The sequence below is a fragment of the Deinococcus aquaedulcis genome (assembly GCF_019693445.1).
GTDB lineage: Bacteria > Deinococcota > Deinococci > Deinococcales > Deinococcaceae > Deinococcus > Deinococcus aquaedulcis.
This window is the reverse complement of record NZ_JAHRBL010000001.1, coordinates 275,965-298,197: the sequence shown is the minus strand read 5'-3', so window position 1 is coordinate 298,197 and position 22,233 is coordinate 275,965. Positions and strand designations below refer to the sequence as shown.

Annotated in this window: 18 protein-coding genes; 8 read left to right on the top strand and 10 right to left on the bottom strand. The window is 68.4% G+C overall.

The window, feature by feature from the left end:
* Window positions 1-434 precede the first annotated feature (434 nt).
* From KMW22_RS01385 to KMW22_RS01370, 4 genes are all read left to right on the top strand, one after another.
* Window positions 435-1,208, top strand: coding sequence for a DUF554 domain-containing protein (locus KMW22_RS01385; protein ID WP_221088216.1), 774 nt, complete (start codon window positions 435-437; stop codon window positions 1,206-1,208).
* 161 nt (window positions 1,209-1,369) lie between these two features.
* The gene (locus tag KMW22_RS01380) at window positions 1,370-2,629 is read left to right on the top strand and encodes a DUF4384 domain-containing protein (RefSeq protein WP_221088215.1); all 1,260 of its coding nucleotides are present in this window, start codon (window positions 1,370-1,372) and stop codon (window positions 2,627-2,629) included.
* An 816-nt stretch (window positions 2,630-3,445) separates the two neighbouring features.
* Window positions 3,446-4,267: a metal ABC transporter substrate-binding protein gene (locus KMW22_RS01375; protein ID WP_221088214.1), complete on the top strand. Its 822-nt coding sequence runs from the start codon at window positions 3,446-3,448 to the stop codon at window positions 4,265-4,267.
* A 37-nt stretch (window positions 4,268-4,304) separates the two neighbouring features.
* Window positions 4,305-5,453 carry an outer membrane protein assembly factor BamB family protein gene (locus KMW22_RS01370; RefSeq protein ID WP_221088213.1) on the top strand — a complete coding sequence of 383 codons (1,149 nt, stop codon included), beginning with the start codon at window positions 4,305-4,307 and terminating at the stop codon, window positions 5,451-5,453.
* 188 nt (window positions 5,454-5,641) lie between these two features.
* On the opposite strand, the gene tilS is transcribed toward KMW22_RS01370, so the two are convergent.
* Window positions 5,642-7,249: a tRNA lysidine(34) synthetase TilS gene (tilS, locus tag KMW22_RS01365; protein WP_221088212.1), complete on the bottom strand. Its 1,608-nt coding sequence runs from the start codon at window positions 7,247-7,249 to the stop codon at window positions 5,642-5,644.
* A gap of 269 nt (window positions 7,250-7,518) precedes the next feature.
* Here tilS and KMW22_RS01360 point away from each other — a divergent pair, with 269 nt between their 5' ends.
* Both KMW22_RS01360 and KMW22_RS01355 read left to right on the top strand, forming a co-directional pair.
* Window positions 7,519-7,983, top strand: coding sequence for a peroxiredoxin (locus KMW22_RS01360; protein WP_221088211.1), 465 nt, complete (start codon window positions 7,519-7,521; stop codon window positions 7,981-7,983).
* A gap of 62 nt (window positions 7,984-8,045) precedes the next feature.
* A complete protein-coding gene (locus KMW22_RS01355) occupies window positions 8,046-8,816 on the top strand; it encodes a hypothetical protein (protein ID WP_221088210.1) in 771 nt (256 codons plus the stop codon).
* Window positions 8,817-8,898: 82 nt separating this feature from the next.
* Here the strand turns inward: KMW22_RS01355 and KMW22_RS01350 are convergent, their stop codons facing one another.
* From KMW22_RS01350 to kamA, 3 genes are read right to left on the bottom strand one after another with little or no spacing between them, the layout of a single operon-like run.
* Window positions 8,899-10,260 (bottom strand): acetyl ornithine aminotransferase family protein, encoded by a 1,362-nt coding sequence (locus KMW22_RS01350; protein ID WP_221088209.1) that lies wholly within the window; start codon window positions 10,258-10,260, stop codon window positions 8,899-8,901.
* 45 nt (window positions 10,261-10,305) lie between these two features.
* Window positions 10,306-10,701, bottom strand: coding sequence for a four helix bundle protein (locus KMW22_RS01345; protein ID WP_221088208.1), 396 nt, complete (start codon window positions 10,699-10,701; stop codon window positions 10,306-10,308).
* A gap of 56 nt (window positions 10,702-10,757) precedes the next feature.
* Window positions 10,758-12,197, bottom strand: coding sequence for a lysine 2,3-aminomutase (gene kamA, locus KMW22_RS01340; protein WP_221088207.1), 1,440 nt, complete (start codon window positions 12,195-12,197; stop codon window positions 10,758-10,760).
* Window positions 12,198-12,363: 166 nt separating this feature from the next.
* Here kamA and KMW22_RS01335 point away from each other — a divergent pair, with 166 nt between their 5' ends.
* A complete protein-coding gene (locus KMW22_RS01335; RefSeq protein ID WP_221088206.1) occupies window positions 12,364-12,825 on the top strand; it encodes an Lrp/AsnC family transcriptional regulator in 462 nt (153 codons plus the stop codon).
* Between the two features lie 27 nt (window positions 12,826-12,852).
* Window positions 12,853-13,734 (top strand): glycosyltransferase family 2 protein, encoded by an 882-nt coding sequence (locus KMW22_RS01330; RefSeq protein ID WP_221088205.1) that lies wholly within the window; start codon window positions 12,853-12,855, stop codon window positions 13,732-13,734.
* A 39-nt stretch (window positions 13,735-13,773) separates the two neighbouring features.
* On the opposite strand, the gene trpD is transcribed toward KMW22_RS01330, so the two are convergent.
* The 6 genes from trpD to KMW22_RS01300 all read right to left on the bottom strand — a co-directional run bounded on the left by trpD (window position 13,774) and on the right by KMW22_RS01300 (window position 22,195).
* Complete coding sequence (trpD, locus tag KMW22_RS01325) at window positions 13,774-14,790, bottom strand: anthranilate phosphoribosyltransferase (protein ID WP_235692465.1); 1,017 nt, start codon at window positions 14,788-14,790, stop codon at window positions 13,774-13,776.
* Window positions 14,791-14,795: 5 nt separating this feature from the next.
* On the bottom strand, window positions 14,796-15,452 hold the full coding sequence (locus KMW22_RS01320) for an anthranilate synthase component II (protein ID WP_221088204.1): 657 nt from the start codon (window positions 15,450-15,452) through the stop codon (window positions 14,796-14,798).
* Window positions 15,449-15,799, bottom strand: coding sequence for a four helix bundle protein (locus KMW22_RS01315; RefSeq protein WP_328774548.1), 351 nt, complete (start codon window positions 15,797-15,799; stop codon window positions 15,449-15,451). The genes KMW22_RS01320 and KMW22_RS01315 overlap by 4 nt, the downstream gene beginning before the upstream one ends.
* A 50-nt stretch (window positions 15,800-15,849) precedes the next feature.
* The gene (gene trpE, locus KMW22_RS01310) at window positions 15,850-17,292 is read right to left on the bottom strand and encodes an anthranilate synthase component I (RefSeq protein ID WP_221088202.1); all 1,443 of its coding nucleotides are present in this window, start codon (window positions 17,290-17,292) and stop codon (window positions 15,850-15,852) included.
* Window positions 17,293-17,562: 270 nt separating this feature from the next.
* Window positions 17,563-20,922, bottom strand: coding sequence for a DEAD/DEAH box helicase (locus KMW22_RS01305; RefSeq protein ID WP_221088201.1), 3,360 nt, complete (start codon window positions 20,920-20,922; stop codon window positions 17,563-17,565).
* Between the two features lie 142 nt (window positions 20,923-21,064).
* Window positions 21,065-22,195 (bottom strand): PQQ-dependent sugar dehydrogenase, encoded by a 1,131-nt coding sequence (locus KMW22_RS01300; protein WP_221088200.1) that lies wholly within the window; start codon window positions 22,193-22,195, stop codon window positions 21,065-21,067.
* Window positions 22,196-22,233 lie beyond the last annotated feature (38 nt).

Sequence of the window (22,233 nt, the reverse complement as noted above, 5' to 3'; positions counted from 1 at the left end):
AACGTACCACACCCCCTGTCAAGGCGGGGTCAAGGTTGCCTTGCCCTTTTCTTGAGACGCCGCCCCAGGCTTGGGCAGTCCAGATGAAATGGGTCTCTCCTGCCCGCCCCAGGGCGCTGCGAGGCCCTATTTATCGGAGAACATCGGTTCAATAACGCAAACAGTGCTCAAACCTAACGAGGCAAAAGGGGCGAAAACGTCGTCTGGAACGCTTGACCCGGTGCCTCTCCCTTGGCGGCCCTTTCCGAGTTTTACCTTTTACGGCGTGCCTTTGCGAATCCCCCACAGCGGTGAGGGAGAACAACAGCGTGTTCGTCGAGCAACGCCAGACAGCATTCCGAAACGCTCCGAACTCTCGCGTTACAGGGTCCGCCGTCGTTTCCAGTCAGGCAAGCCGGGGCGGGGGCCGGGCACCGTGCACTACAGTCACCCGGATGAGTCTGTTCTCTCAATTGTCGGGCACGCTGGTGAACGTGGGCACGGTGCTGGCCGGCACGGCCCTGGGCCTGCTGATCGGCCACCGCCTGCCCGAACGCACCCAGCGCACCCTGCTGCAAACCCTCAGTCTGGTCACGCTGTTTCTGGGGCTGGACATGGCCGCGTCGCTGAACCGGGTCAGCGGTGGCGCCGTGCCCGGGGTCATTCTGGCCCTGATCTGCCTCGCCGCCGGGGCCGTGCTGGGCGAGGCACTGCGAATTGAAGAGGCGCTGGAACGGCTGGGCGAGACCCTCAAGCGGCGCTTTCGGGGGGGCGGGCGCTTTACCGAAGGCTTCGTGGCGGCCAGCCTGCTGTTTTGCGTGGGGCCCATGACTGTGGTGGGGGGCCTGCAAAATGGTCTGACGGGCGACGCCTCCACCTATATCCTCAAAAGCGTGCTGGACGGCATTGCAGCCCTGGCCCTGGCGGGAGCCTACGGCCTGGGGGTGGGCTTCAGCGCCGTGACCGTGCTGCTGCTGCAGGGCGGCATCAGCCTCGCCGCCGGCGGGCTGGCCAGCAGCCTGGTGGGCGGCGCGGACCCGGCGACCCTCAAGGCCAATCCCTACGTGCTGCTGGTCACCGGCGCGGGCGGCATCACCATCATCGGGATCAGCTGGAACCTGATGCTGGCGGGGCTGGGCGTGGAAGACCGCCGCGTGCGGGTGGGCAGCCTGCTGCCGGCCCTGCTGCTGGCGCCGCTGGCCCTGTGGCTGAGCCGCGCCCTGGGCTGAGGGAGGCGGGCCCTGAGATGGGCCAGCACTCTCAGGCCAACGCTCATGGAAGAGCTCAGCAGCAGCCCGCGCCTTGACCCGGGCTTGAAGCAGACTTCAGAAACCCTTGTGGCACGCGCTTTTTCAGCCTTTGGTCAGTTTGGCGTCTTACGGTGGGCCCCATGAACCCAAGACGCATGACCACCCTGAGCGCGCTGCTGGGCCTGAGCCTTGCCGCCGCCAGCCCCGCGAAGATCAGTGCCCAGAGCATCATCGTCAACCCAGTTGAGACCAAGCTGGATGTGGAAGTCTGGGTCAACAAGGACGCCAGCGGCAAGGGCAATCCGGTCTACCGCAAGGGCGAGCGCCTGAGCATTGGCCTGAAGACCAATCAGGACGCCTATGTGTACCTGTTCAACGTGAACGCCAACGGCGAAGTGGACCTGTTCTTCCCCAACAACTACGAGGAAAGCAACTTCGTCAAGGCGGGGGTCACGCGTGTGTTCCCGCCGCAGGGCGCCAAGTACACCTTCACAGTGGGCGGCCCCAACGGCCAGGACCGGCTGCTGGCGCTGGCCAGCAAGCGCGAACTGGACCTGAACGATATTGCCCGCTTCGCCGAGGGCCAGGGTTTTGCCGAGGTGCGTGTGAAGGGCCAGGAGAATCTGGCCAAGGCGCTGAGCATTGTGGTCAACCCCCTGCCCGCCGACGGCTGGACCACCGACGTGGTGACCTTCCGCGTGGGCGGCACCCCTGTATCGCCCGCCCAAGGCGGCGCCACCGGCACCGTGACCATCACTCCCGGCCAGGGCCAGCCCCCGGCGACTGGCGCGCAGCCGCAACCCCAGCCCCAACCGCAGCCCACCCCCACGACCAGCATTGCCCCCGGTGAAAAGCAGGACGGCAGCCGCGATCAGGCGATGGTGGAGGCCTATGCCCGCCTGAAGGGTGAGGAAAGCCTGGGGGCCGCGACCACCTACGCCACCCCCTGGGGCGACGGCTGGTGGCAGAAGTTCAGAGGGGTGGGGGCCTACGGCGACGCGGTGCTGCTGCACGCGAACGGCTCCAGCCGCGCCTACGCGGTGCACGGCATGCTGCTGGAGCGCTACCTGGCCCTGGCCAGGGCGGAAAACGGCGCTGCCCGGCCCCCCAGCCGCCTGGGCTGGGCGGCGGGCGACGAGAAGGTGATTCCCCGCAACACCTACGGCACCAGCGGCCTGTACGGCTTCTTCCAGAATGGCGCCCTGTACGGCACCGAGAAATACGGCACCTTCTGGCTGACCGGCGACGTGCTCAAGACCTACCAGGGGCTGGGCGGCAGCGGTTCGTTCCTGGGCTTCCCCACCCGTGACCAGTACCAGATTGGCGGCGCCTGGGCGGCCGATTTCGAGGGCGGCACCATCCGCACCGTGAACGGTGTGCCCAAGGTGTACCGCAAGTAAGCGAAAAGATGTTTCTGCCCCGGCCTGTGCGCCGGGGCTTTTTTCGGGCCCTTTCGCGCCTCTGCACGGGGAAAGGCCCCCAAGAGTGGCTCGGCGGGCGGATGCCCAGGCCCCCACAACCCTGTGCCTTCTCTCCCATGCCTGACCCAATCTGACGGCGCATGAGCCGCGCGATGAGACCTTCTGGCTCCGCGTTCAGCCGTTCATCAGGGAGGGCAAGTACATTGCAGTCACAGTAGAGGTTAAGACCAATTTCTGCCTTCCTGCGTTGCCGGGTGCTGCGTCCCGGCACTGGCTTCTCCCGCTCTCCCCACCGCAGTGTGCGCGGTGGTCTGCGGGTTCCAATTGGCCCCGGGTGTTCCTGGCCGCACACCTCTCCCCTCTTCGCCTCTTCCATCCACTGGTTTTTCAGCATGACACCGCGCCCCTGGCCAGGGCGCGGTGTCATTGGGGCGCCATCAGAGGCCCACGCCTCTGGGGAAGCCGTATGGGCTCCGATTCCACGCTGTGCACGAACGGCCTCTATAGACTGCCGTTTCCTGCCGATCAATGGTGCAGGCAAGTTCACCCTTTCGGCAAGGGCGGCACGAAGAGCCGTAGATAGGGCTCAACCTCCAGCGGCATACTTGCATTTTTGATAACGATATATCAATATCGCTTTATGAATGTGATTTGGTTTTTGAAGAAGGTTGGGCTGAAGACTGGCCCGTTCTGTTCCAGGCGTTTGAAGCCCGGCGCCCGTCAATGGACGGCGGCAAAGGGCCGGCTGTCCTGTCCAGCGTGAGGATGAAAGCCTGGGCTGTACTACCCCTTGCGGTGGCCGCCCTCAGTCTGGGCAGCGCCGACGCCAGGCGGTTGAAGGTGATGGTCTCGTTTCATCCGCTGTACGACGTGGTGGCCCGCGTGGCAGGCGGGGCGGCGGATGTGCAGCGCGCGGCGCCGGCCGGCAGCAGTCCGCATACCTTCGATCCCACCGTGCAGGATATTGCCCGCATCCGCGCCGCCGATCTGGCAGTCATGGCCGGCCTGGGTGCCGATGACTGGCTGGACCGCTATGTGCAGGCCAGTGGCAGCCGCGCCCGTGTCCTGAAGCTGGGCCATGTCATGGCCTTTGCGCGCCTGCGCGCTGGCCGTGCCGTGGACCCACACTGGTGGCTGGATGCCAGCCTGATGGCCCAGGCCGCCCGGCGCACGGGCCAGGAATTGGCCGCGCTGGACCCAGCACACGCGGCCACCTACCGCGCCGCCGCCGAACGCGAGGCGACCTCGCTACTGGACCTGCACCGTGAACTGCAGACCACCTTGCGGCCCATTCGTGGCGCGCGGCTGGTGACCTTTCATAACGCTTTTGGCTACTTTGCCCGCGCCTATGGCCTGACCATTGCCGCGACCCTGGCGCCGCTGGAGGGCATAGAACCCAGCGCGGCCCGGCTGGCTGAGGCGGTGCGGACGATTCGCGCCCAGGGCGTGCGGGCGGTCTTCGCCGAGCCCCAGTTACCGCCCGGCCCGGCCCGCACCGTGGCGGCCGAGAGCGGTGTGCCGCTGTTCACCCTGGACCCCGAGGGCAGCGCCGCCAGTCCCACCTACGCCGCCATGATGCGCGCCAACCGCGACACGCTGCTGCGCGCGCTGCGCTGAAACCCAGGCCTCTTTCCTCGCCTACCAAGGAGTTCCCATGCTTCGTTCCCTGCTGACCCTGACCGCTGCCCTGACCCTGACGAACACCCACGCCGCCACCGCCGAGCGCCTGATTATTGCCGACGCCAGCACCCATGAACTGACTGTGCTGGACCCCGCCACCGGCATGAAAACCGCGCGCTTCAGCACGCCGGGCAAGCTGAGCGGCCTGTACACCGGCCCGGGCGGCACCCTGGCCTACGCCATTCACCGCGATGCCGACCGCGTCACTGTGCTGCACAGCGGCCTGAAGAGCGTGGACCACGGCGACCACCGTGATCTGGTGCTGGGCGCGCCGCATGTGCTGGCCACCCTGAATGTGGGCCAGCAGCCCACCCACTTTTTCAGTCATGACGACCGGATTGCCATCTTTAACGACAGAGGCGGCACTGTGGCTGTGTTTGGCGAGACGCTGCTGGGCAAGACCAACGATATGACCGTGGTAAAGGTGGCGCAGCCGGACCACGGCGCCGCCGTCCTGCTGGGCAACGTGCTGCTGAGCGGTTACCTGCGCCTGAACCGCGTGGACGCCTACGACCTGGGCAGCGGCGCGCTGCTGGGCACAGTCAGGGAGCCCTGCCCCGGGCTACACGGCGAGGCGGTGCGCGGCGCCGTCGCCTATTACGGCTGCACCGACGGCGTGCTGGCGGTGACCGTGCAGGGCCGCGAGACGAATGGACGCAAGCTGAGCAACCCGGCTGGAACGGCCGACGGCACCCGCGTGGGGACCATTGCGGCGCACGAGAAAAGTCCCGCCCTGTACGGCAACTTTGGCCCTGGGCTGGTTCGCTGGAGCCCGGACGACACCGCCCTGACCCCGGTGCCCCTGAGCGCCCCGCCCCTGAAATTTGCCTTCGCGCCAGATGGTCAGCGGCTGCTGGCACTGACCGCTGACGGCCAGTTGCACGCCCTGGACGCCCGCACCGGCCGCGTGCTGCGCAGCGCCGCGCTGGTGGCGCCGCTGGCCGCCGACAAGGCCGCTGTGCGCCCTACCTTTGTGGTGGGCACACGCCTCTACGTGACCAGCCCCACCACCGGCGAGGTGATTGAAGTAAACCACAGTGACCTGAGTGTGGTCCGCCGCTTGAATGTGGGCGGCACCCCTGCCCTCTTGACCCTGACCCACGCCAGCGGCCAGCACCACTGATCCAGATTCCGGATCATCCGTTGCAGCCCCTCCGCGTCGCTTCGGTGCTTCCACGCCTCTCGGCCACCGTTTTTCCTTCTCTGCTGTGCAGCTCTGCGAGTCCCTCTGGTCGGGTTCACCTGTTATTTCATCACTGATGAACCGGAATCCCGATGAGAGGGGCGCTTGTCCCGGATGCCTTTGCCTACTTACAGGGTGGGGGCATCCGGGGCTTCTTTCTGCGCCCGCACGGCCTGAAAAGTCTGGCGCAGCAGGCGGCTGGCCTCGGCCGCGCGGACCCCGCCCGTGGTCTGGGGGGCGTGGCCCCAGTGGGCACCCAGCAGGTCCTGCACACCGCCCAGTGCCCCGGCCTTGGGGTTGGCGGCGCCGTACACCACGTGCCCGATCCGCGCTTCCAGCGCCGCACCCAGGCACATGGGGCAGGGCTCCAGGGTCACGACCAGGGTGCAGGCCGTCAGATACGGCGTGCCCAGAGTGCGGGTCGCTTCACGCAGGGCCGCCAGTTCGGCGTGGCGGGTCATGTCGCCGTGCTCGCGGCTGGTGTTGCGCCCGCGCCCGATCACGGCGCCGTCCGGGCCCAGCACCACGGCGCCCACCGGCACCTCGCCAGCCTGGGCCGCCAGCCCAGCCTGGGCCAGGGCCTCGCCCATTGCGGCGTGCAGGGGGTCTGGGGGCACCTGGGCCATCTGCTGGGCGCCCACCGCCCACACCGGCGGGGTCAGGCCCACCCACTGCACCCCTGCTTCAGACACCAGCAGCGGCACCCCGTCGCGGGCCCCGCGCGGCACCTTGCGGTCGGTGAGCACGTCGCTGAGCAGGCGCGTGCCCCCGGGCAGGCGAATGCGGTCGCCGGGCTGGCGGGTGCGCAGGGTCCAGCTGGCAGGCACCGGAAAGGTGGGCCCCGCGAACCGGGGCGGCGCCAGCACCAGCTGGCCGCCGCCCACCGTCACTGGGCGCTTGCCCGGCAAGGTGACGTGGCGGGTTTCGCCCGCGCCCAGGGCGGCGGCCAGCTGGTCCAGGTGTCCAGCGTGAACCTCAAGCCCAGCCCGCTGCACCTGAGCCCGCACCCAGCGCCGCAGCACGGCGGGCGGCTGGCCCCGCAGCGGCGTGTGGGGCCGCAGGCGCGCGGCCCAGACCTGCAGGGCCTCGTCGTCCTGGGCCTGGTGGCGGGCCACGCGGGCCAGCGTGTCTTCCAGGGCCGGGAAGCGGGCCTGCAGCACCGGCACCACCTCGCGGCGCAGCCACGCGCGGGTATAGGCGGGGTCGGCGTTCGTCTCGTCCTCGCGCCAGTCCTGGCCCAGGGCGTGCAGAAAGGTTTCGAGGTCGGCCCGGGACACCTCCAACCAGGGCCGCTGGACCCGGCCGCGCACCGGGGGAATGCCGCGCAGGACGGCCTCGCCGCGCAGCAGGGCCATCAGGACCGTTTCGGCCTGATCGCGGCGGGTGTGGGCCGTCAGGATGGCCTGGGCGCGGTGTCTTTTCGCCACGCGGCCCAGGAAGTCGTAGCGCAGGCGCCGGGCGGCGTCTTCCACGTTCCAGCCGCGCTGGCGGCCCACCGCCGCCACCTCCACCCGCGTGCCTTCAAAGGGCACCCCCAGCGCGGCGGCCAGCGCCTGCACCCACGCGGCGTCCCCGGCCGAACCCGGGCGCAGCGCGTGGTCCAGGTGCGCCGCCACGGGCTGCGCGCCCGCCTGCACCAGCGCGCGCAGCAGGGCCACGCTGTCGGCCCCGCCCGACACCCCCACCACCACGACCTGACCGGCGTAGGGTTGTAGCGGCACCAGCAGCGCGTTCACGGGCGCATTCTACGAACTGCCTGACAGCGGTGTTCCGTGCCGCCCAGGGGAGGAAAGCACCCCGGCAACGCCACGCCAACCCCTGTCTGTCGCGGTCACTCGCTCTGCTCGCCCCACATGACCTGACGGGTTCACCTTCAGGTCATGTGGTGACCGCTCTGAGTACGAACTGGCTGGGGCGGGGCTAGAATCGGGCCCATGAGTGGGATGCCGTGTGGGCAGGCGGTGGGCCGCAGGGGCGCCGGGTTTAAGCACCAGCGGGGGCGCGCATGAGCCTCCGCCCGGGCGACCCCGCCCCCGCCTTCACCCGCCGCAGCGACGATGGCCGCGAGGTCAGCCTGGAGGGCCTGCGCGGCCGCTGGGTGGTGCTCTACTTCTATCCGCGCGCGGGTTCGGCGGGCTGCTCCATAGAGGCGCAGCGTTTCGAAGCGGCCCTGCCCGAGTTCGAGCGGCTGGGCGCCCAGGTGATTGGCGTGAGCACCGATACCGAAGCCAAACAGGCCGCCTTTCGCGACAGCTGTGCACTGAGCTATCCCCTGCTGCCCGACAGCGACCGCAGCGTGTGCCGCGCTTACGGCGTGATGGGCGGGCTGGGGGGCCTGCTGAACATGGCGGCCCGCGCCACCTTCCTCATTGACCCGCAGGGGCTGGTGGCCTGGGTGCACCGCAGCGCCAACCCCATGAGCCACGTCTCTGGCGCGCTGGCCGCCCTGGAACGGCAGGCCAGCGCCTAGGGAGCACAAGCGCGGTTTCAGATTCGTACTCTGGCCCGGTGCCGCTCGCCTACACTCGGGGGGTGAGCCCCTTTGCCCACTTCCCTGCCCGGCGCCGCCTCCTGCCTTTGCTGCTGGGCCTGAGCGCCGCTGCCAGCGCCGCAGCGCCAATCACCCCGAGCGGCCCAACTTCCCTGAGCGGCACCGTCAAGCAGCTGTCAGAGGACACCGACACCGGGTTCGTGCCGGTGCCGTGGCAGGGCGGCGCCGGGCAAGTAGAGGCCCGGGTGGCCAGCAGCGCGGGCACCAGCCGGGTCATCGTGAGCGCGCCCCTGGGCGCGGGCGGCCAGTTCAGCCTGAAGCTGCCTGCCGTGCTGGACGCCAGTCTGTTGCCCCCAGCGGGCCAGTCACCGCTGCCCGCTGCCTGGGCGGCCCCACATCCGGCGGCCAAATGCACCGGCACGGTGGGCAGCAGCGAACCGGGCGCGCGTGTGGTGCAACTGGCCCTGAGTGTGCAGGCGCGCACCAGCGGGGTCGTGATGCCGGTGCTGAGCAGCGGCCACTACGACGAAGCCCAAGCCACCGGCCACAGCCGCACCCAGCACGGCCTGGTGTACTACGCCGATCGCCCTGTCCGGTTCAGCGGCACCCAGGTCTGCCAGTGGACCCAGAGCGGCTACCTGAACAAGATGACGCTTGTGGCGAGCGTGCAGCTGGCGCAGGGCTGGAACCGCCTGACCATGGACACCACGGCCCTGTCCACCCAGAGCGGCGTGGACACCACCTTCCGCCTGACCAGCGGCGCCCTGCCCACGAACGACTGGACCCTGATGCCAGACGCCGAGCTGCCTTAAGGCGGCAAGACGAATGGAAAGCGTGGAGCGTGGCTGGGGACTGCCCCCAACCCACGCTCCACGCTCTGCCTTCCTGCGCTCTTTACTTCAGTTCGCGCAGGGTCTCCCGCATGATCTGCAGGCCCGTGGCGGCCTCTTCTCTGGTCAGGATCAGGGGCGGGCTGATGCGGATGACGGCCTCGCCGCAGTCCAGGTTCAGCAGGCCCTTTTCGAACATGGCCATGGAGGCGCGGTCGCGCAGGGCGCCGTCGGGGCTGCCGTCGGGCTTCACGAATTCCAGCCCAATGAACAGGCCCTTGCCACGCACGTCGCCCAGGAAGGGGAATTCAGCCTGCATCCCCTTCAACTCGGCCATGATGTACTCGCCCACCTGGGCAGCGTTGTCCATCAGGTTGTCGCCGCAGCCGGGATGCTTGACCTTGCCTTCCAGCAGGTCCAGCGTGGCGTGCGAGGCCGCCGCCGCCACTGGGTTGCCGCCGTAGGTGCTGCCGTGCGAGCCCACCGGCCACGTCATCACGCTTTCTTTGGCCAGCAGCGCGCCCAGCGGCATCCCCGAGGCGATACCCTTGGCCGACGTGATGATGTCCGGCTGCACATCAAAGTGCTGGAACGAGAACATCTTGCCCGTGCGGCCCATGCCAGCCTGCACCTCGTCGAAAATCAGCATGATGCCGTACTTGTCGCACAGGGCGCGCAGGCCGGGCAGGAAGTCGGCGGGCGGCACGATGTACCCGCCCTCGCCCTGCATGGGCTCCACGATGATCGCCGCCACTTCATCGGCGGGCAGAATGCCCACGAACAGCGACTCGATGTGCTCCAGCACCGCCTGACCACAAGTTTCGGGCGTGCTGCCCAGGGGCGGCCGGAAGGGGTTGGGGTAGGGCACGTGCGACACGGCGGGCAGCAACGGGCCAAAGCCGCGCTTGTACTTCGTCTTGGAGCCCGTCAGCGTGATGGCGCCGTAGGTGCGCCCGTGGAACGACCCCATGGTGGAGATGATGTGCTGCCGCCCGGTGTGGTTGCGCGCCAGCTTGACGGCGGCTTCCACGGCCTCGGCGCCGGAGTTGCTGAAGAACACGCGCCACTTCTCGCCGGGTTTCTCGACGTGCTGCACGAGGCGCTCCGCGAGGCTGGTGGTGATCTCCTGCGGGTAGTCGGTGAGGCACACGTGGGTGAACTTGGTGACCTGCTCCTGCACGCCCTTGACGACATGCGGGTGGGCGTGGCCGGTGGTGCTCACGGCAATGCCCGCGAAGAAGTCCAGCATGGTGTTGCCGTCCACATCGGTCAGCCACACGCCCTCGCCGTGGTCCGGCACGAAGGGGTAAGGACGCATGTAGGAGGTGGAGAGGTGCTGGCGGTCGCGCTCCATGATCGCCTGGGTCTGGGGACCAGGGAGGGCGGTTTTGAGTTCAGGCTGGCGGGGTTTGGGCAGGGTGGTCATGCATGCTCCTTTGAAGACCGTCTAAGGGTCTAAGGGTCTAAGGGTCTAAGGAGATTGACCGTTAGCGGATGTGGGCTTGGGGTTCAGGCGTTTGGCCAGAGTCATCAGCTTTGCCGAGATGGTTTTCGCCTGCTGCCGAAGGGCGGCCAGGGTGTCCGCATCCAGATAGCTCAGGCGGTGGGCAATCTGGGCGGCGCTCAGGACTTCAAAGAGCGAACCACGCGACATCATCAGGAAACGGACGAATTCGCGATCAGTGCCTCGTCCACGGCCTTCAGCAATGTTCAGAGAGACAGAAACCGCCGCGCGACGCATCTGATTTGTCAGACCGAACCGCTCAGTGTGCGGAAAAGTCGCGGTCATCCGGTAGACCTGTGCCGCAAAATCCACAGCCAAGGCATACACATCCAGTTGCTCAAACGGAAAAAACGTTTCTTCCACCGACCAGACCTTAGACCCTTCGACTCTTTGACCCTTAGACGCCGCGCCAGCGGCCCTCAGTCCCCGCTGACAGTCTGCGCGTCACCTTCAATCGGCTGTGGTGCCTGCACCATGCCGTCTGGGGCGGTGTCCGTCACGCTGGCAGCCTTGCCGATCCCGTGGGCGGCCCACTTGTCCTCACGGCTGTTCAGGCGGTGCACGGTGGCGCCGGGGCGGTTGCGGCTCTCGCTGAACTCCTTGGGCTCAATGGAGATGCGCTCGCCTTCCATCAGGCCGAAGATGCCGCTCTGACCGGGTTCCTTGCGCTGCCACTCTTCGGGCACCACCATGTCGGGGCCGGTGTAGTCGGTGGGCTCGGAGTAGGCGGCGATGTAGCCTTCAAAGTTGCGCAGGATGAGTTTCTCGGGGCTGTGCGAGAGCACGTAGTTGGGTGCCACAGGAATCTTGCCGCCGCCCCCGGGGGCGTCCACGACGTAGGTGGGCACGCTGTAGCCGGAGGTGTGGCCGCGCAGGGACTCCATGATTTCCAGTCCCTTGCTGACGGTGGTACGCAGGTGACCGGCGCCGTGCACGAGGTCGCACTGGTAGATGTAGTAGGGGCGCACGCGGATCTTGACCAGTTCGCGCACGAGCTTTTGCATGATCACGGGGTGGTCGTTGACGCCGCGCAGCAGCACGCTCTGGTTGCCCAGGGGCACGCCCGCGCGGGTCAGGCGGTCGCAGGCTTCGGCCACTTCCGGGGTGATTTCCCGGGGGTGGTTGACGTGTATGTTCATCCAGACGGGGTGATTTTCGGCCAGCACGTCGCACAGTTCCTGGGTCACGCGCATGGGCATGAACACAGGCACGCGGGTGCCGATGCGGATGATCTCGATGTGCTCGATCTTGCGCAGTTCGGCCAGCAGGCGGCCCAGCACCTTGGGGGCCAGGGTGAGGGGATCGCCGCCCGAGAGCAGCACGTCGCGCACCTGGGGGGTGTTGCGCAGGTAGTTCAGCTGCTGCTCGTACTCGGCGGGGTTAAAGGTCTCGGTGGGGTCGCCCACGATGCGGCTGCGGGTGCAGTAGCGGCAGTAGCTGGCGCACTGGGTGGTCACCAGCATCAGCACGCGGTCGGGGTAGCGGTGCACCAGACCGGGCACGGGGCTGTGCTTGTCCTCGGCCAGGCTGTCTTCCATCATGCTGGTAAAGGGTTCCAGCTCGTGGTGGGTGGGAATCACCTGACGGCGCACCGGGCAGGTGGGATCTTCGGGGTCCATGAGGGACGCGAAGTAGGGCGTGATGTCCAGACGGAAGATGCCGTCGGCGCTGGCGCCCTTGTGCTCGCTGGGGGTCAGGCGGATAACTTCTTCCAGCTCTTCAACGGAGTTGATGCGGTTTTTGAGCTGCCATTTCCAGTCGTACCACTGCTCGTCGGGCACGTCGGCCCACTTGGGGGCGCGGTGGTTGCGGGGCAGCATCTGCTGGCTGCGGACTGTAGCCTGGGGGTGAATGGGCATGGGGGCCTCCGGGGTGAAAAGGGTGAAACAGAGATTGTGTTCTCCTTCATTTTCACCGTTCTGCACAGCACTTTGGAATGCCCGCCGACCCACACAAAGCGCAGGCGGGGAACACAGAAAGCTCGCAAACGCTACCCTGTACCTTCCAAATGCTAAGGTGAAGCCCATGAGACAGTCTGGCGGCGCCCTCGATCCTCTTGACCACCGCATTCTGCAGGAGCTGCAAACCGACTCGCGCCTGAGCATGCGCGAACTGGGTCGCCGAGTGGGGCTCTCGGCCCCCGCCGTGACTGAGCGGGTGCGCCGTCTGGAGGATGCGGGCGTGATTCTGGGCTACGGCGTGCGCGTGGCCAGCAAGCCACTGGGCCGCACCATCACCGCGTTTATTGGCGTACAGGACAGCGGGCGCAACGACCCCACGCTGGTGCGCTGGGCCACCAAGCACGACGGCGTGCTGGAATGCCACTCGGTCACGGGCGACAACTCCTGCATTCTGAAGGTGGCGGTGCCCGACGTGGGCGCCCTGGAAACCATGCTGACCGAGCTGATCAACATGGGCTTTACCTGCGATACCAGCATCGTTCTGAGCACCCCGCTAGAAGGCAAGCTGCTGCTGCCGCCGAAATAAAGGCCTATGCCCCGACCGCTGCTGAGCGTGCTCATTCCCACCCACAACCGGGGCAAGCTGCTGGACGAGGCCCTACGAAGCGTCATGAAGCAGCAGGCAGACTTTGAAGTGATCGTGGTGGACGACGCCAGCACCGATGACACCCTCGTCAGGCTGCACACTTGGACTGAGCCCCGCCTAAAGGTGCTAGCCTTGACTCAGAATATTGGCGTTCATGGCGCGCTGAATGCAGGCCTCGGCCTGTGCAAGGGCGCTTATGTAGCCCGACTGGACGCCGACGACCATATGTCGCCTGGACGGCTTGCAGCCCAGGCCACGCTGCTGGACAACCATCCAGAGATATTGGCAGTGGGCGGACAGGTTCAGACATTTGGTACTGCCGAGCGGCGCCTGGATTACCCTGTTGCTTCGGCCCAGGCCAGGGCATGGGCGCTGTTTTCCTGTCCTCTACCCCACCCGGGGACCACGTTCCGCCGCTCGGCAGTGGCAGCCTACCCAGTGGTGCCCTATGCCGAGGATTACATGCTGTGGGCGCAACTGCTGGAACACGGTGAAGTGGCCAACCTGCCGGACGAGGTCGTGCAGTGGCGTGTTCACCCAGGACAGGTCAGCGTGCAGCAAGCAGACGCGCAGCGCCGAGGCACCCGGCTGGCCTGGGCGCGACAACTGGCACGCTTGGGCCTGAACCCTACTGAGGCGCAGTGGCGGGCCCATGCCCAGTTGCAGTACGCGCGGTTTCGCCCTGTTTCCGTCTCAGCAGTGGATGGGCACATGGCGCGAGCCTGGGCCCTCATCCTGAGGGAGGCAAACAGACGCAAGCGCCTGCTGTGTCCAGAGCAGCTACAGCAGGAACTGGCCCTCCGGCTGGACGGTTTGCGCTTGGACCAGCCGAATGACGCAGCAACCTGAATCCAGCCCAGGGCCAATGGGCCAATGTTCAGCCTGCTTTCATCCTTTCGCCACGCCGCGCTGGGTGTGGGCCGCGTAGCGCTGCAGCACCGCCCAGCCCAGGCCCTCATTCATGACTTCACGGGCCTGGGCCACGCCTTCGCGGATGCTTTCCGCCCGGCCCGCCGTGCGCAGGGCCGCGCCGGCATTCAGGGCCACGATGTCGCGCTGCGCCGGGGTGCCGCCGCCGGTCAGCAGGGCGCGGGTAATCTCGGCGTTCTCGGCGGGGGTGCCGCCCACCAGGGCCTCGCGCGGGTGCACGCTGACCCCGGCCTCTTCAGGGTGAATCTCACGGTCAATCACCTCGCCGCCGCGCAGGCCCGCCACGGTGTTCACGCCGCACACAGTGAATTCGTCCAGGCCATGCCCGTGCACCACTGTGGCGCCACTGGCCCCCAGCAGCCGCAACACTTCGGCCAGCGTGCGGGTCAGTTCGGGCTTGAAGACACCCACGACCAGATGGGTGGCCCCCGCCGGATTGGCCAGCGGCCCCAGAATGTTGAACACCGTTCTGGCCGCCAGTTCCGAGCGCACCGGCGCGGCGTGGCGCAGGGCGGGGTGGTAGTTGCGGGCGAACATGAAGCCCACGCCCAGGGTGTTGATGGCGTCTTCAACCACCTCGCGGGGGGCGTCCAGATTCACGCCCAGGGCTTCAAGCACGTCGGCGCTGCCCGCGCGGCTGCTGGCAGCGCGGTTGCCGTGCTTGGCCACCGGCACCCCCGCTCCAGCCACCACAAACGCGGTGGTGGTGGAGATGTTGAAGGTGTGCGCGCCGTCGCCCCCGGTGCCCACCACGTCCAGCAGCACCTCGCGCGGGTGCACGTTGACCCGCACGGCGTGCTCGCGCATGGCCTGGGCAAACCCCGCAATTTCCTCCGGGGTCTCGCCGCGCACCCGCAGGGCGGCCAGGGCCGCTGCCAGCCGCACGCCGCCCAGGTCGCCCGTCATCACTTCGCGCATAAAGGCCGCCGCCTCGGTCTGCGAGAGCCGCTCGCCATTCATCAGCCGCGCGTGCATGGCGATCATGCCCCGGCCCCACTGCCTTGCCCCGTCATCCCCCGATGCTCGCGCACCAGCGCCAGGAAGTTACGCAGCATGTCCATCCCGCCCTGGGTGGCCAGACTTTCGGGGTGGAACTGCACGCCGAAAATGGGGTGGTCGCGGTGGCGCAGCGCCATGACGATCTCTTCTTCGGGGTCGGTGGTCCAGGCGGTCGCCACCAGTTCGGGCGGCAGATCGCGCACCACCAGCGAGTGGTAACGGGTCACGGTCACAGCCTCCGGCAGCCCGGCAAACAGCCCGGTGCCGTCATGCCGCACCGGGCTGGTTTTGCCGTGGACCGGCTGCAGCGCCCGCCCCACCTGCGCCCCAAACGCGGCGCCGATGCTCTGGTGGCCCAGGCACACGCCCAGCACGGGGTAGCTGGTGCCCAGTTCACGGATGACCTCCACGCTCTGGCCGGCCTCCGCAGGCGTACACGGCCCCGGCGACACCACGATGGCATCGGGGTTCAGGGCCTGCACGTCGGCCAGGGTGAACGCGTCGTTGCGCCAGACGGTCAACTCGCAGCCCAGTTCACCGAAGTACTGCACGAGGTTGTAGGTAAAGGAGTCGTAGTTGTCGATGAGCAGGATGGTCAGTGGGGAGTGGGGAGTGGGGAGTGGATGGGTGGACGTCATCTGCGGGCCTCCTGAACGTGGACGAAGCGGCTGATGCGGCGCATCAGAAGGGAGAGTGCTGTGAGGAGAGGCTGGAGCTCTTCTGGGTTCGAAAACTTCAATCTTTGGGCCAGCTCCAGATGCGTCATCAGTTCGTACGTCGAGCCCAGAGCAATACGGCAAAAGCGGGCGAGTTCTCCCGCTGATCCACGACCCACACCTTCTGCGATATTGGCCGGAATCGAGACGGAAGCCCGGCGAGCCTGACTGGTCAGGCCATAGAGTTCGGACCCCGGCCACCGGGCCGTGACTCCATAGACGTCTTCAACCACTTGCATGCCTTCCTGCCAAATCACCAGATCCTGCACACTTCCTGGCACACCCGTGTTTTTCCCACTCACCACTGACCACTCCCCACTTACAGCCCCCCCGCCGCCAATTCAACCGCCCGCATCAGCGCCGCCGCTTTGTTCCTCGTCTCCTGCTCCTCGGCCGCCGGGTCGCTGTCAGCCACCACGCCGGCCCCGGCCTGGATGTGCACGCGCCCAGCGGCAATCACCATCGTGCGCAGGGTCAGGGCCATGTCCAGGCTGCCGTCAAAGGCGATGTAGCCAAACGAACCCCCGTAGGGCCCGCGCCGCACGGGTTCCAGTTCGTCAATGATCTGCATGGCGCGGATCTTGGGGGCGCCCGAAACAGTGCCCATCGGCTGCACGCTGGCCAGGGCGTGCAGCGGGGTCTGGTCCCCCCGCAGCTGCCCGGTCACGCTGGAGACGATGTGCATCACGTGGCTGTAACGCTCAATGGTAAAGGCGTCGTGCACCCGCACCGTCCCGTAGGCGCTCACCCGGCCCAGGTCGTTGCGGCCCAGGTCCAGCAGCATCAGGTGTTCGGCGCGTTCTTTTTCATCGGCCAGCAGTTCGGCGGCCAGGGCCTCGTCGGCCTCGGGGGTCTGGCCGCGCGGGCGGGTCCCAGCGATGGGCCGGGTGGTCACGGTGCGGCCATCGCTGGCGAGCAGGCTCTCGGGGCTGCTGGCCACCAGGGTCACTGGGCCCAGTTGCAGGTAACCCAGGTAGGGGCTGGGGTTCACCCGGCGCAGCGCCCGGTACAGCGCAAACGGATGCACGGCCCCCAGATCGGCACTGAAGCGCTGGCTGGGCACCACCTGAAAGATGTCCCCCGCCCGGATATAGTCCAGGGCTTTGTCGACGGCCGCGCGGAAGCCTTCAGGGGTGAAGTTGCTGGTAAAGGTGGGGGCCGGCGCCGGGGTCTGGCCCGGGACGGGCGGGAGGGGCCCCCGCAGCCGCGCGGCCAGCGTCGCCACCTCGGCGTCTGCCTGGGCCTGGGTGGGGGCCGTGGCCACCGCGATCAGGCGGTGCTTGAGGTGGTCGTAGATCACCACGCCGCGCGGCGCCACGAAGCAGGCGTCCGGCACCCCCAGTTCATCGGGGTTGTCGTCTGGCAGGCGCTCGTAGCAGCGAATCAGGTCGTAGGCGGCGTAGCCCACCGCGCCGCCAATCAGGGCGGGCAGCCCGGCAGGCACAGGCGCCGGACGCACCGCTGCGCGGTACAGCCGGGCCAGGGGATCGGCCTCGGGGCCGGCAAAGTTGCCGAACACACCGCTGCTGCTTACCTGTGAGCCCCGGGCTTCAAAGCGCCCCTGTTCGCCCACGCCAATAAACGAGTAGCGGCCCAGCTTTTCTCCGGCCTCCACGCTTTCCAGCAAGAAGGCCACCGTTTCGCCCTGCGCGGCTTTCAGGTAGGCGGTCACTGGCGTGTCCAGGTCGGCATTGAGTTCCTGCACGGCGACGGCCAGGGGCGGGGCGGCCAGCGAAGGGGCGGCGGGGTCAGGCTGGGTCATGGGTCTCCTGTGCGGCACATGAAAAAGCGCCCGGTGGCTTACAGTCCACCTGGGCGCGGCTTAAAACGGCAACAGCAGTCAGTCCCAGGCGAAGCTGGGCCACCACCACATGCCGGATGTCATGGCCGCAGGATAGCGCGGCGGGGCGGGCCGGCGGCCGTCACGCGGGCGGCTGTCTACACAGTGTGACAAGGCCGCTGGGCGCGGGTGGGGGCCAATGTGGAACCTCGCCCAACACGCCTGCCGACCCTCCCGGCGGCCCCTTCTCCCTCAGCCCTGCTCCACCACCTCTGCCGGCCCGGGCAGTTCCAGCTCTTCCAGCGGGGCAAACAGGCGGTCCAGATCAGCGGCGGTGAGCTGCGTGGCGTCGCTAAGGCCGCCGTCCAACACCCCGCGCGCCAGACTGGCCTTGCGCGCCTGCAGGTCCAGAATGCGCTCTTCCACACTGCCAGCTGCAATCAGCTTGTAGACGAACACCGGCTTATCCTGCCCAATGCGGTAGGCGCGGTCGGTGGCCTGGTCCTCGGCGGCCGGGTTCCACCAGGGGTCGTAGTGAATCACCGTGTCGGCCGCCGTGAGGTTCAGACCCACGCCCCCCGCCTTCAGGGTGATCAGGAACACATGGGTTTTGCCGCTCTGGAAGGCGTCAATCTGACTCTGGCGGTCCTGGGTGCTGCCGGTGATCATGGAGTACGGCAGGCCCTCTTCGCGCAGCCAGTCTTCGAGGTGGCGCAGCAGGGTGGCAAAGCCGCTGAACACCAGCACCCGGCGGCCCTCCTCGACCATCTGGGGCAGGTGGGCCTGCAGCCACTCGAACTTGGCGTTGCCCTGCACGCCGCGCGCCGCCTCCAGCTTCACCAGCCGGGGATCGGTGGCGGCCTGGCGCAGTTTCAGCAGCGCGTCCAGAATGGCGATGGTACTGCGCGAGAGCCCGCGCGCGCGCAGTTCCTCGCGCACCCGCGCCTCGGTGGTCACGCGCACCGTTTCGTACAGGTCGCGCTGATCGCCGTCCAGGGTCACGCGCACCGGGATCTCGGTCTTGGGGGGCAGTTCGCGGGCCACGTCGCGCTTCTCGCGGCGCAGGATAAAGGGGCGCACCCGGGCGGCCAGGGCGGCGCGGCGGCTGGCCTCGCCCCGCTTTTCAATGGGCGTGCGGTACAGCTCGCGGAAAGTCTTTTCGTCATGCAGCAACCCTGGGGCCAGGAAATTGAACTGCGACCACAGCTCGCCCAGGTGGTTTTCCAGCGGGGTGCCGGTGAGGGCCAGCCGGTGCCGCGCCGCGAGGCTGCCGGCCGCCTTGGCCGCCGCCGTGCGCGTGTTCTTGATGTTCTGGGCCTCGTCCAGAATGACGAGGTGGTACTCGCCTGCGCCCAGTTCGGTGATGTCGCGCGGCAGCAGCGGATAGGTGGTGAGCACCAGATCATGCCCGGGAATCTGCGCAAACAGCGCGCGGCGGTCCTTGCCGTGCAGGGTCAGCACCCGCAGGGCCGGGGCAAACTTGGCGGCTTCGGCCTGCCAGTTGCCAATCACGCTGGTGGGCGCCACCACGAGGCTGGGGCGGTCTGCACGGCCCGATTCTTTTTCCAGCAGCAGGTGGGCCAGGGTCATCACGGTCTTTCCCAGCCCCATATCGTCGGCCAGGATGCCGCCCACGCCGTACTCGCGCAGAAACTGTAGCCACGCCACCCCCTGCAGCTGGTAGGGACGCAGTTCGGCCCGCAGGCCCTGGGGCGGCTCAACGTCGCGCACGCCGGTAAAGTCGCGCAGGCGGCGGCCCAGGTCCAGCAGGCGCTCGGCGCCCAGCCAGCGGGCCTGCACCGCTTCTTCCAGCTGCGCCAGCCGGGCGGCGTCCAGCAGGGGCAGCCGCAGGGGCCCGGGGGGCAAGTCGCGCAGGTTCAGCTCGACCAGCACGCCCAGAATGGCGCGCACCCGCCCAGCAGGCAGGGCCACGCGGCGGCCGTCGTCCAGGGCGGCGTGCAGCACCTCGTCGTCCGGCAATTCGGCCAGGGCCTCGGGGGTAAAGAGGTGCGGCTGCCGGACAATCAGGTCCGCCAGGATGGGCAGCAACGACAGGCGCTGGCCGTCCACCACGATGCCCAGGTCCAGGGTGAACCAGCCGCCGTGGCTGTCGTCAGCCTCGCCGTACCAGTCGGTGATTTCGGCATAGTTCAGGGGAAAATCTGGGTGCAGGTGGATGCCCACGCCCTGCGCTTCCAGGTCCGCGCGTCCGCCGCCCTGCAAAAAGGCCATCCAGGCGGCCTCGTCGCCCAGGGTCAGCAGGCGCTCGGCGTCCGGCAAGGTGTAGTCGTGGCCATACGCCTCTTCGATAGTCATGAAGCCAGCCAGCGCCACGCTGCGCGCCGCTTCGCGCTCAGCGGCCGGGTCGCGGCTGACCCGGGTGAGCACCCCGCCCCGGAACACCGCCGGCCCCGCGCCGCTGTCCTGGTGATCGGGCACCGTCAGGCCCGCGTAGGCGTGGCGCAGTTCGGCCACCGGCAGGGTCACGGCGGTGCGCGCCCCGCTGTAGGCGTGGTGGGTGGCGGGCCGGGCCAGCAGGTGCAGCTGCGGGGTGTATGGCAGGCGCTCCTCGCGCACCTGCACGGTGTGCGGAATGGGCAGGTTCAGCCCCGAGGCCGTGATCGCGTGGGCCAGCGCCACCGCCTGCGCGGGCGGCAGGGTGGGCCCAGCCAGGAAGCGGGCCACCGTTTCGGCCGGGGCGCCCGTCTGCACGCGGCACAGCAGGAGGGGACCGGGCAGCACCGCCCAGGGCTTGGGCGCCGGCAACACCTGGGCGTCGGGATGGTCCTCCACGTGCAGGGTGGGCGTCTGGCCGCCCCGGGCGTCGGACAGCCACGCCAGTTGCCCGGCCAGCACTGGGCCCCGGGTCAGGAGCTGCTCGGGACGTTCCCAGCACAGGCGGCCGGTGGCCAGCAGCTCGTCCAACAGCAGATCGGCCGCCGGGTGGTCGTTCAGGGCGTGCAGTTCTTCCTGCCAGCGCCCTGGTTCGTGGGTGGGGGTGGCGGCCACCTCCAGCAGCCGCAGCAGCCCCGCATCCCGCCGGGCAAAGGCAGGGGCCGTGGACAGCGTGCGCGGCAGGGCGTAGGGCTCGGCGCCGCGCAGGTCGGGCCCTTCGGCACTGCGCAGGGGCAGGCGCACCAGTTTGACCGCCACACGCCGCCCGCCGCCCGCTGTGGCCGGGGGCAGCAGCCGCAGCACGTAGCGCAGCTCGAACTGCCGGCCCCGGCCCGGCGTGTGCGTCTCGCTGAACGACGCCAGCCACTGCTGGGTGCGGGCGTCCAGGGGTTCTTCGGTGGGGGGCGCCTCAGCCGGCACCTCTTTGGGTACCGGGCGGGGGCCGGGGGGCGGATCGGTGGCCAGCACCAGCGCGGCCACATGGCGGCAGCGGTAGCGCCCGCAGGTGCAGCTGGAGCCGCGCAGCTGCGGGTCCGGGGGCGGCAGCAGGTCCACGGTGGCGTGGTAGACCGCGCCGTCGTCGTGCACGTTGGCCTCGGCGTGCCAGCCCAGATCGGTCCAGGTGCGCACGGTGTCCTGCACCGCCTCTTCACGCAGGGCCAGACCCTGGGCGGCGGTGTCCAGCGCAAAACCGGGTGGCAGTCGGCTGAGCTTCATGCGGCGCCGGGCGCCAGCAGGGCGGCCCGTCCCGGCACAGAAGCGAGGAGCGGCGGTGCAGCGGGAACAAACACGCCCCCGAGTCTAGCGCGCCCCGGCAAAAAGCGGTGTGGGTTGTGGGTCGTGGGGTGTAGGCAAAGGCTCAGCGGGCCTGAATGCGCCACACCTTGCCGGCACCGTCGTCGGTGAGCAGGAGCGCGCCGTCTGAGGCCACCGCGAGGTCCACCGGGCGTCCGCTAACCGCGCCGCCCTTCAGGAAACCGGTGAGGAAGTCCGCCGTCTGGCCACTCTGGGGGTCGACGGTGATGACCTTGTAGCCACTCTTCTCTGTGCGGTTCCAGCTCCCGTGCAGCGCCACGAACATCTGCCCCTGGTAGCGCGCCGGGAAGGTCTTGCCGGTGTAAAAGGCCAGCCCCAGCGGCGCCGAGTGCGCAGTGGTCAGCGCCAGGGCGGGGGCAGCGCCCGTGCAGGTTGCGGCGGTGCGGCGGCCAAAATTGCTGTCCCACACCTGCGGCTGCCCAGCCTGGGTGGGGTAGCAGTAGGGCCAGCCATAAAAGCCGCCGTCGGTCAGGCGCCAGAAGGCTTCAGGTGGAATATCGTCGCCCAGCTGGTCCCGGCCGTTGTTGGTGGCGTACAGTTGTCCCCCAAACCATTCCAGCCCCACCGCGTTGCGCAGGCCGCTGGCATACAGGCGGCCATTTTTCCCGTCCGCGTCGTACACCCAGACGGCGGCGCGCCGGGCGTCGCTTTCCTCGCAGACATTGCAGGTGCTGCCCACCGAGACGTACATGCGCCCATCCGGCCCGAAGACCACGGTGCGGGTGGAGTGGCCGCCGCCCCCGGGCAGCGACACCACCGGCTGCGCGGGGGCACTGGCCTTCAGGTCGCCCGCTGCGTATGGAAAGCGCACCACGCCGTCGGTGTTCGCCACGTACAGGAAGCCCCCGTGCAGCGCCAGGCCGTGCGGCTGGTTCAGACCGCTGGCGTACACCTCTTTGCTGTCGGCCGCCCCGTCGCGGTTGCGGTCGGGCAGCACGTACACAGTGCCGGCCCCGGTGTCGCTGAGCAGCACGTCGCCGTTACCCGCCACTTCCATCAGGCGCGGCTTTTTAAAGCCCTCGGCGTACAGCGACACCGAAAAGCCTGCCGGTACAGTCAAACCACTCGTGCCCGGCGGGGTGCCCGGTGCAGGGTTGGCTCCCGTGCCCAGCTGGGTGCAGGCGGTACTGGAGAGGGCCAGGGTCAGCAGGGCGGCGCAGGCGCGGAGGGTCATACCCCATCACACCAGCGCCCGGTGAGGCAGGGATGGTG

Excerpts from the sequence above, each read along its gene's own strand:
- KMW22_RS01350 (WP_221088209.1), bottom strand. The coding sequence starts at position 10,260 with ATGACCACCCTGCCCAAACCCCGCCAGCCTGAACTCAAAACCGCCCTC.
- trpD (WP_235692465.1), bottom strand. The coding sequence starts at position 14,790 with ATGCACGCGCGGCTGATGAATGGCGAGCGGCTCTCGCAGACCGAGGCG.
- KMW22_RS01320 (WP_221088204.1), bottom strand. The coding sequence starts at position 15,452 with ATGACGTCCACCCATCCACTCCCCACTCCCCACTCCCCACTGACCATC.
- KMW22_RS01335 (WP_221088206.1), top strand. The coding sequence starts at position 12,364 with ATGAGACAGTCTGGCGGCGCCCTCGATCCTCTTGACCACCGCATTCTG.
- KMW22_RS01370 (WP_221088213.1), top strand. The coding sequence starts at position 4,305 with ATGCTTCGTTCCCTGCTGACCCTGACCGCTGCCCTGACCCTGACGAAC.
- kamA (WP_221088207.1), bottom strand. The coding sequence starts at position 12,197 with ATGCCCATTCACCCCCAGGCTACAGTCCGCAGCCAGCAGATGCTGCCC.
- KMW22_RS01305 (WP_221088201.1), bottom strand. The coding sequence starts at position 20,922 with ATGAAGCTCAGCCGACTGCCACCCGGTTTTGCGCTGGACACCGCCGCC.
- trpE (WP_221088202.1), bottom strand. The coding sequence starts at position 17,292 with ATGACCCAGCCTGACCCCGCCGCCCCTTCGCTGGCCGCCCCGCCCCTG.
- KMW22_RS01380 (WP_221088215.1), top strand. The coding sequence starts at position 1,370 with ATGAACCCAAGACGCATGACCACCCTGAGCGCGCTGCTGGGCCTGAGC.
- KMW22_RS01300 (WP_221088200.1), bottom strand. The coding sequence starts at position 22,195 with ATGACCCTCCGCGCCTGCGCCGCCCTGCTGACCCTGGCCCTCTCCAGT.
- KMW22_RS01385 (WP_221088216.1), top strand. The coding sequence starts at position 435 with ATGAGTCTGTTCTCTCAATTGTCGGGCACGCTGGTGAACGTGGGCACG.
- KMW22_RS01360 (WP_221088211.1), top strand. The coding sequence starts at position 7,519 with ATGAGCCTCCGCCCGGGCGACCCCGCCCCCGCCTTCACCCGCCGCAGC.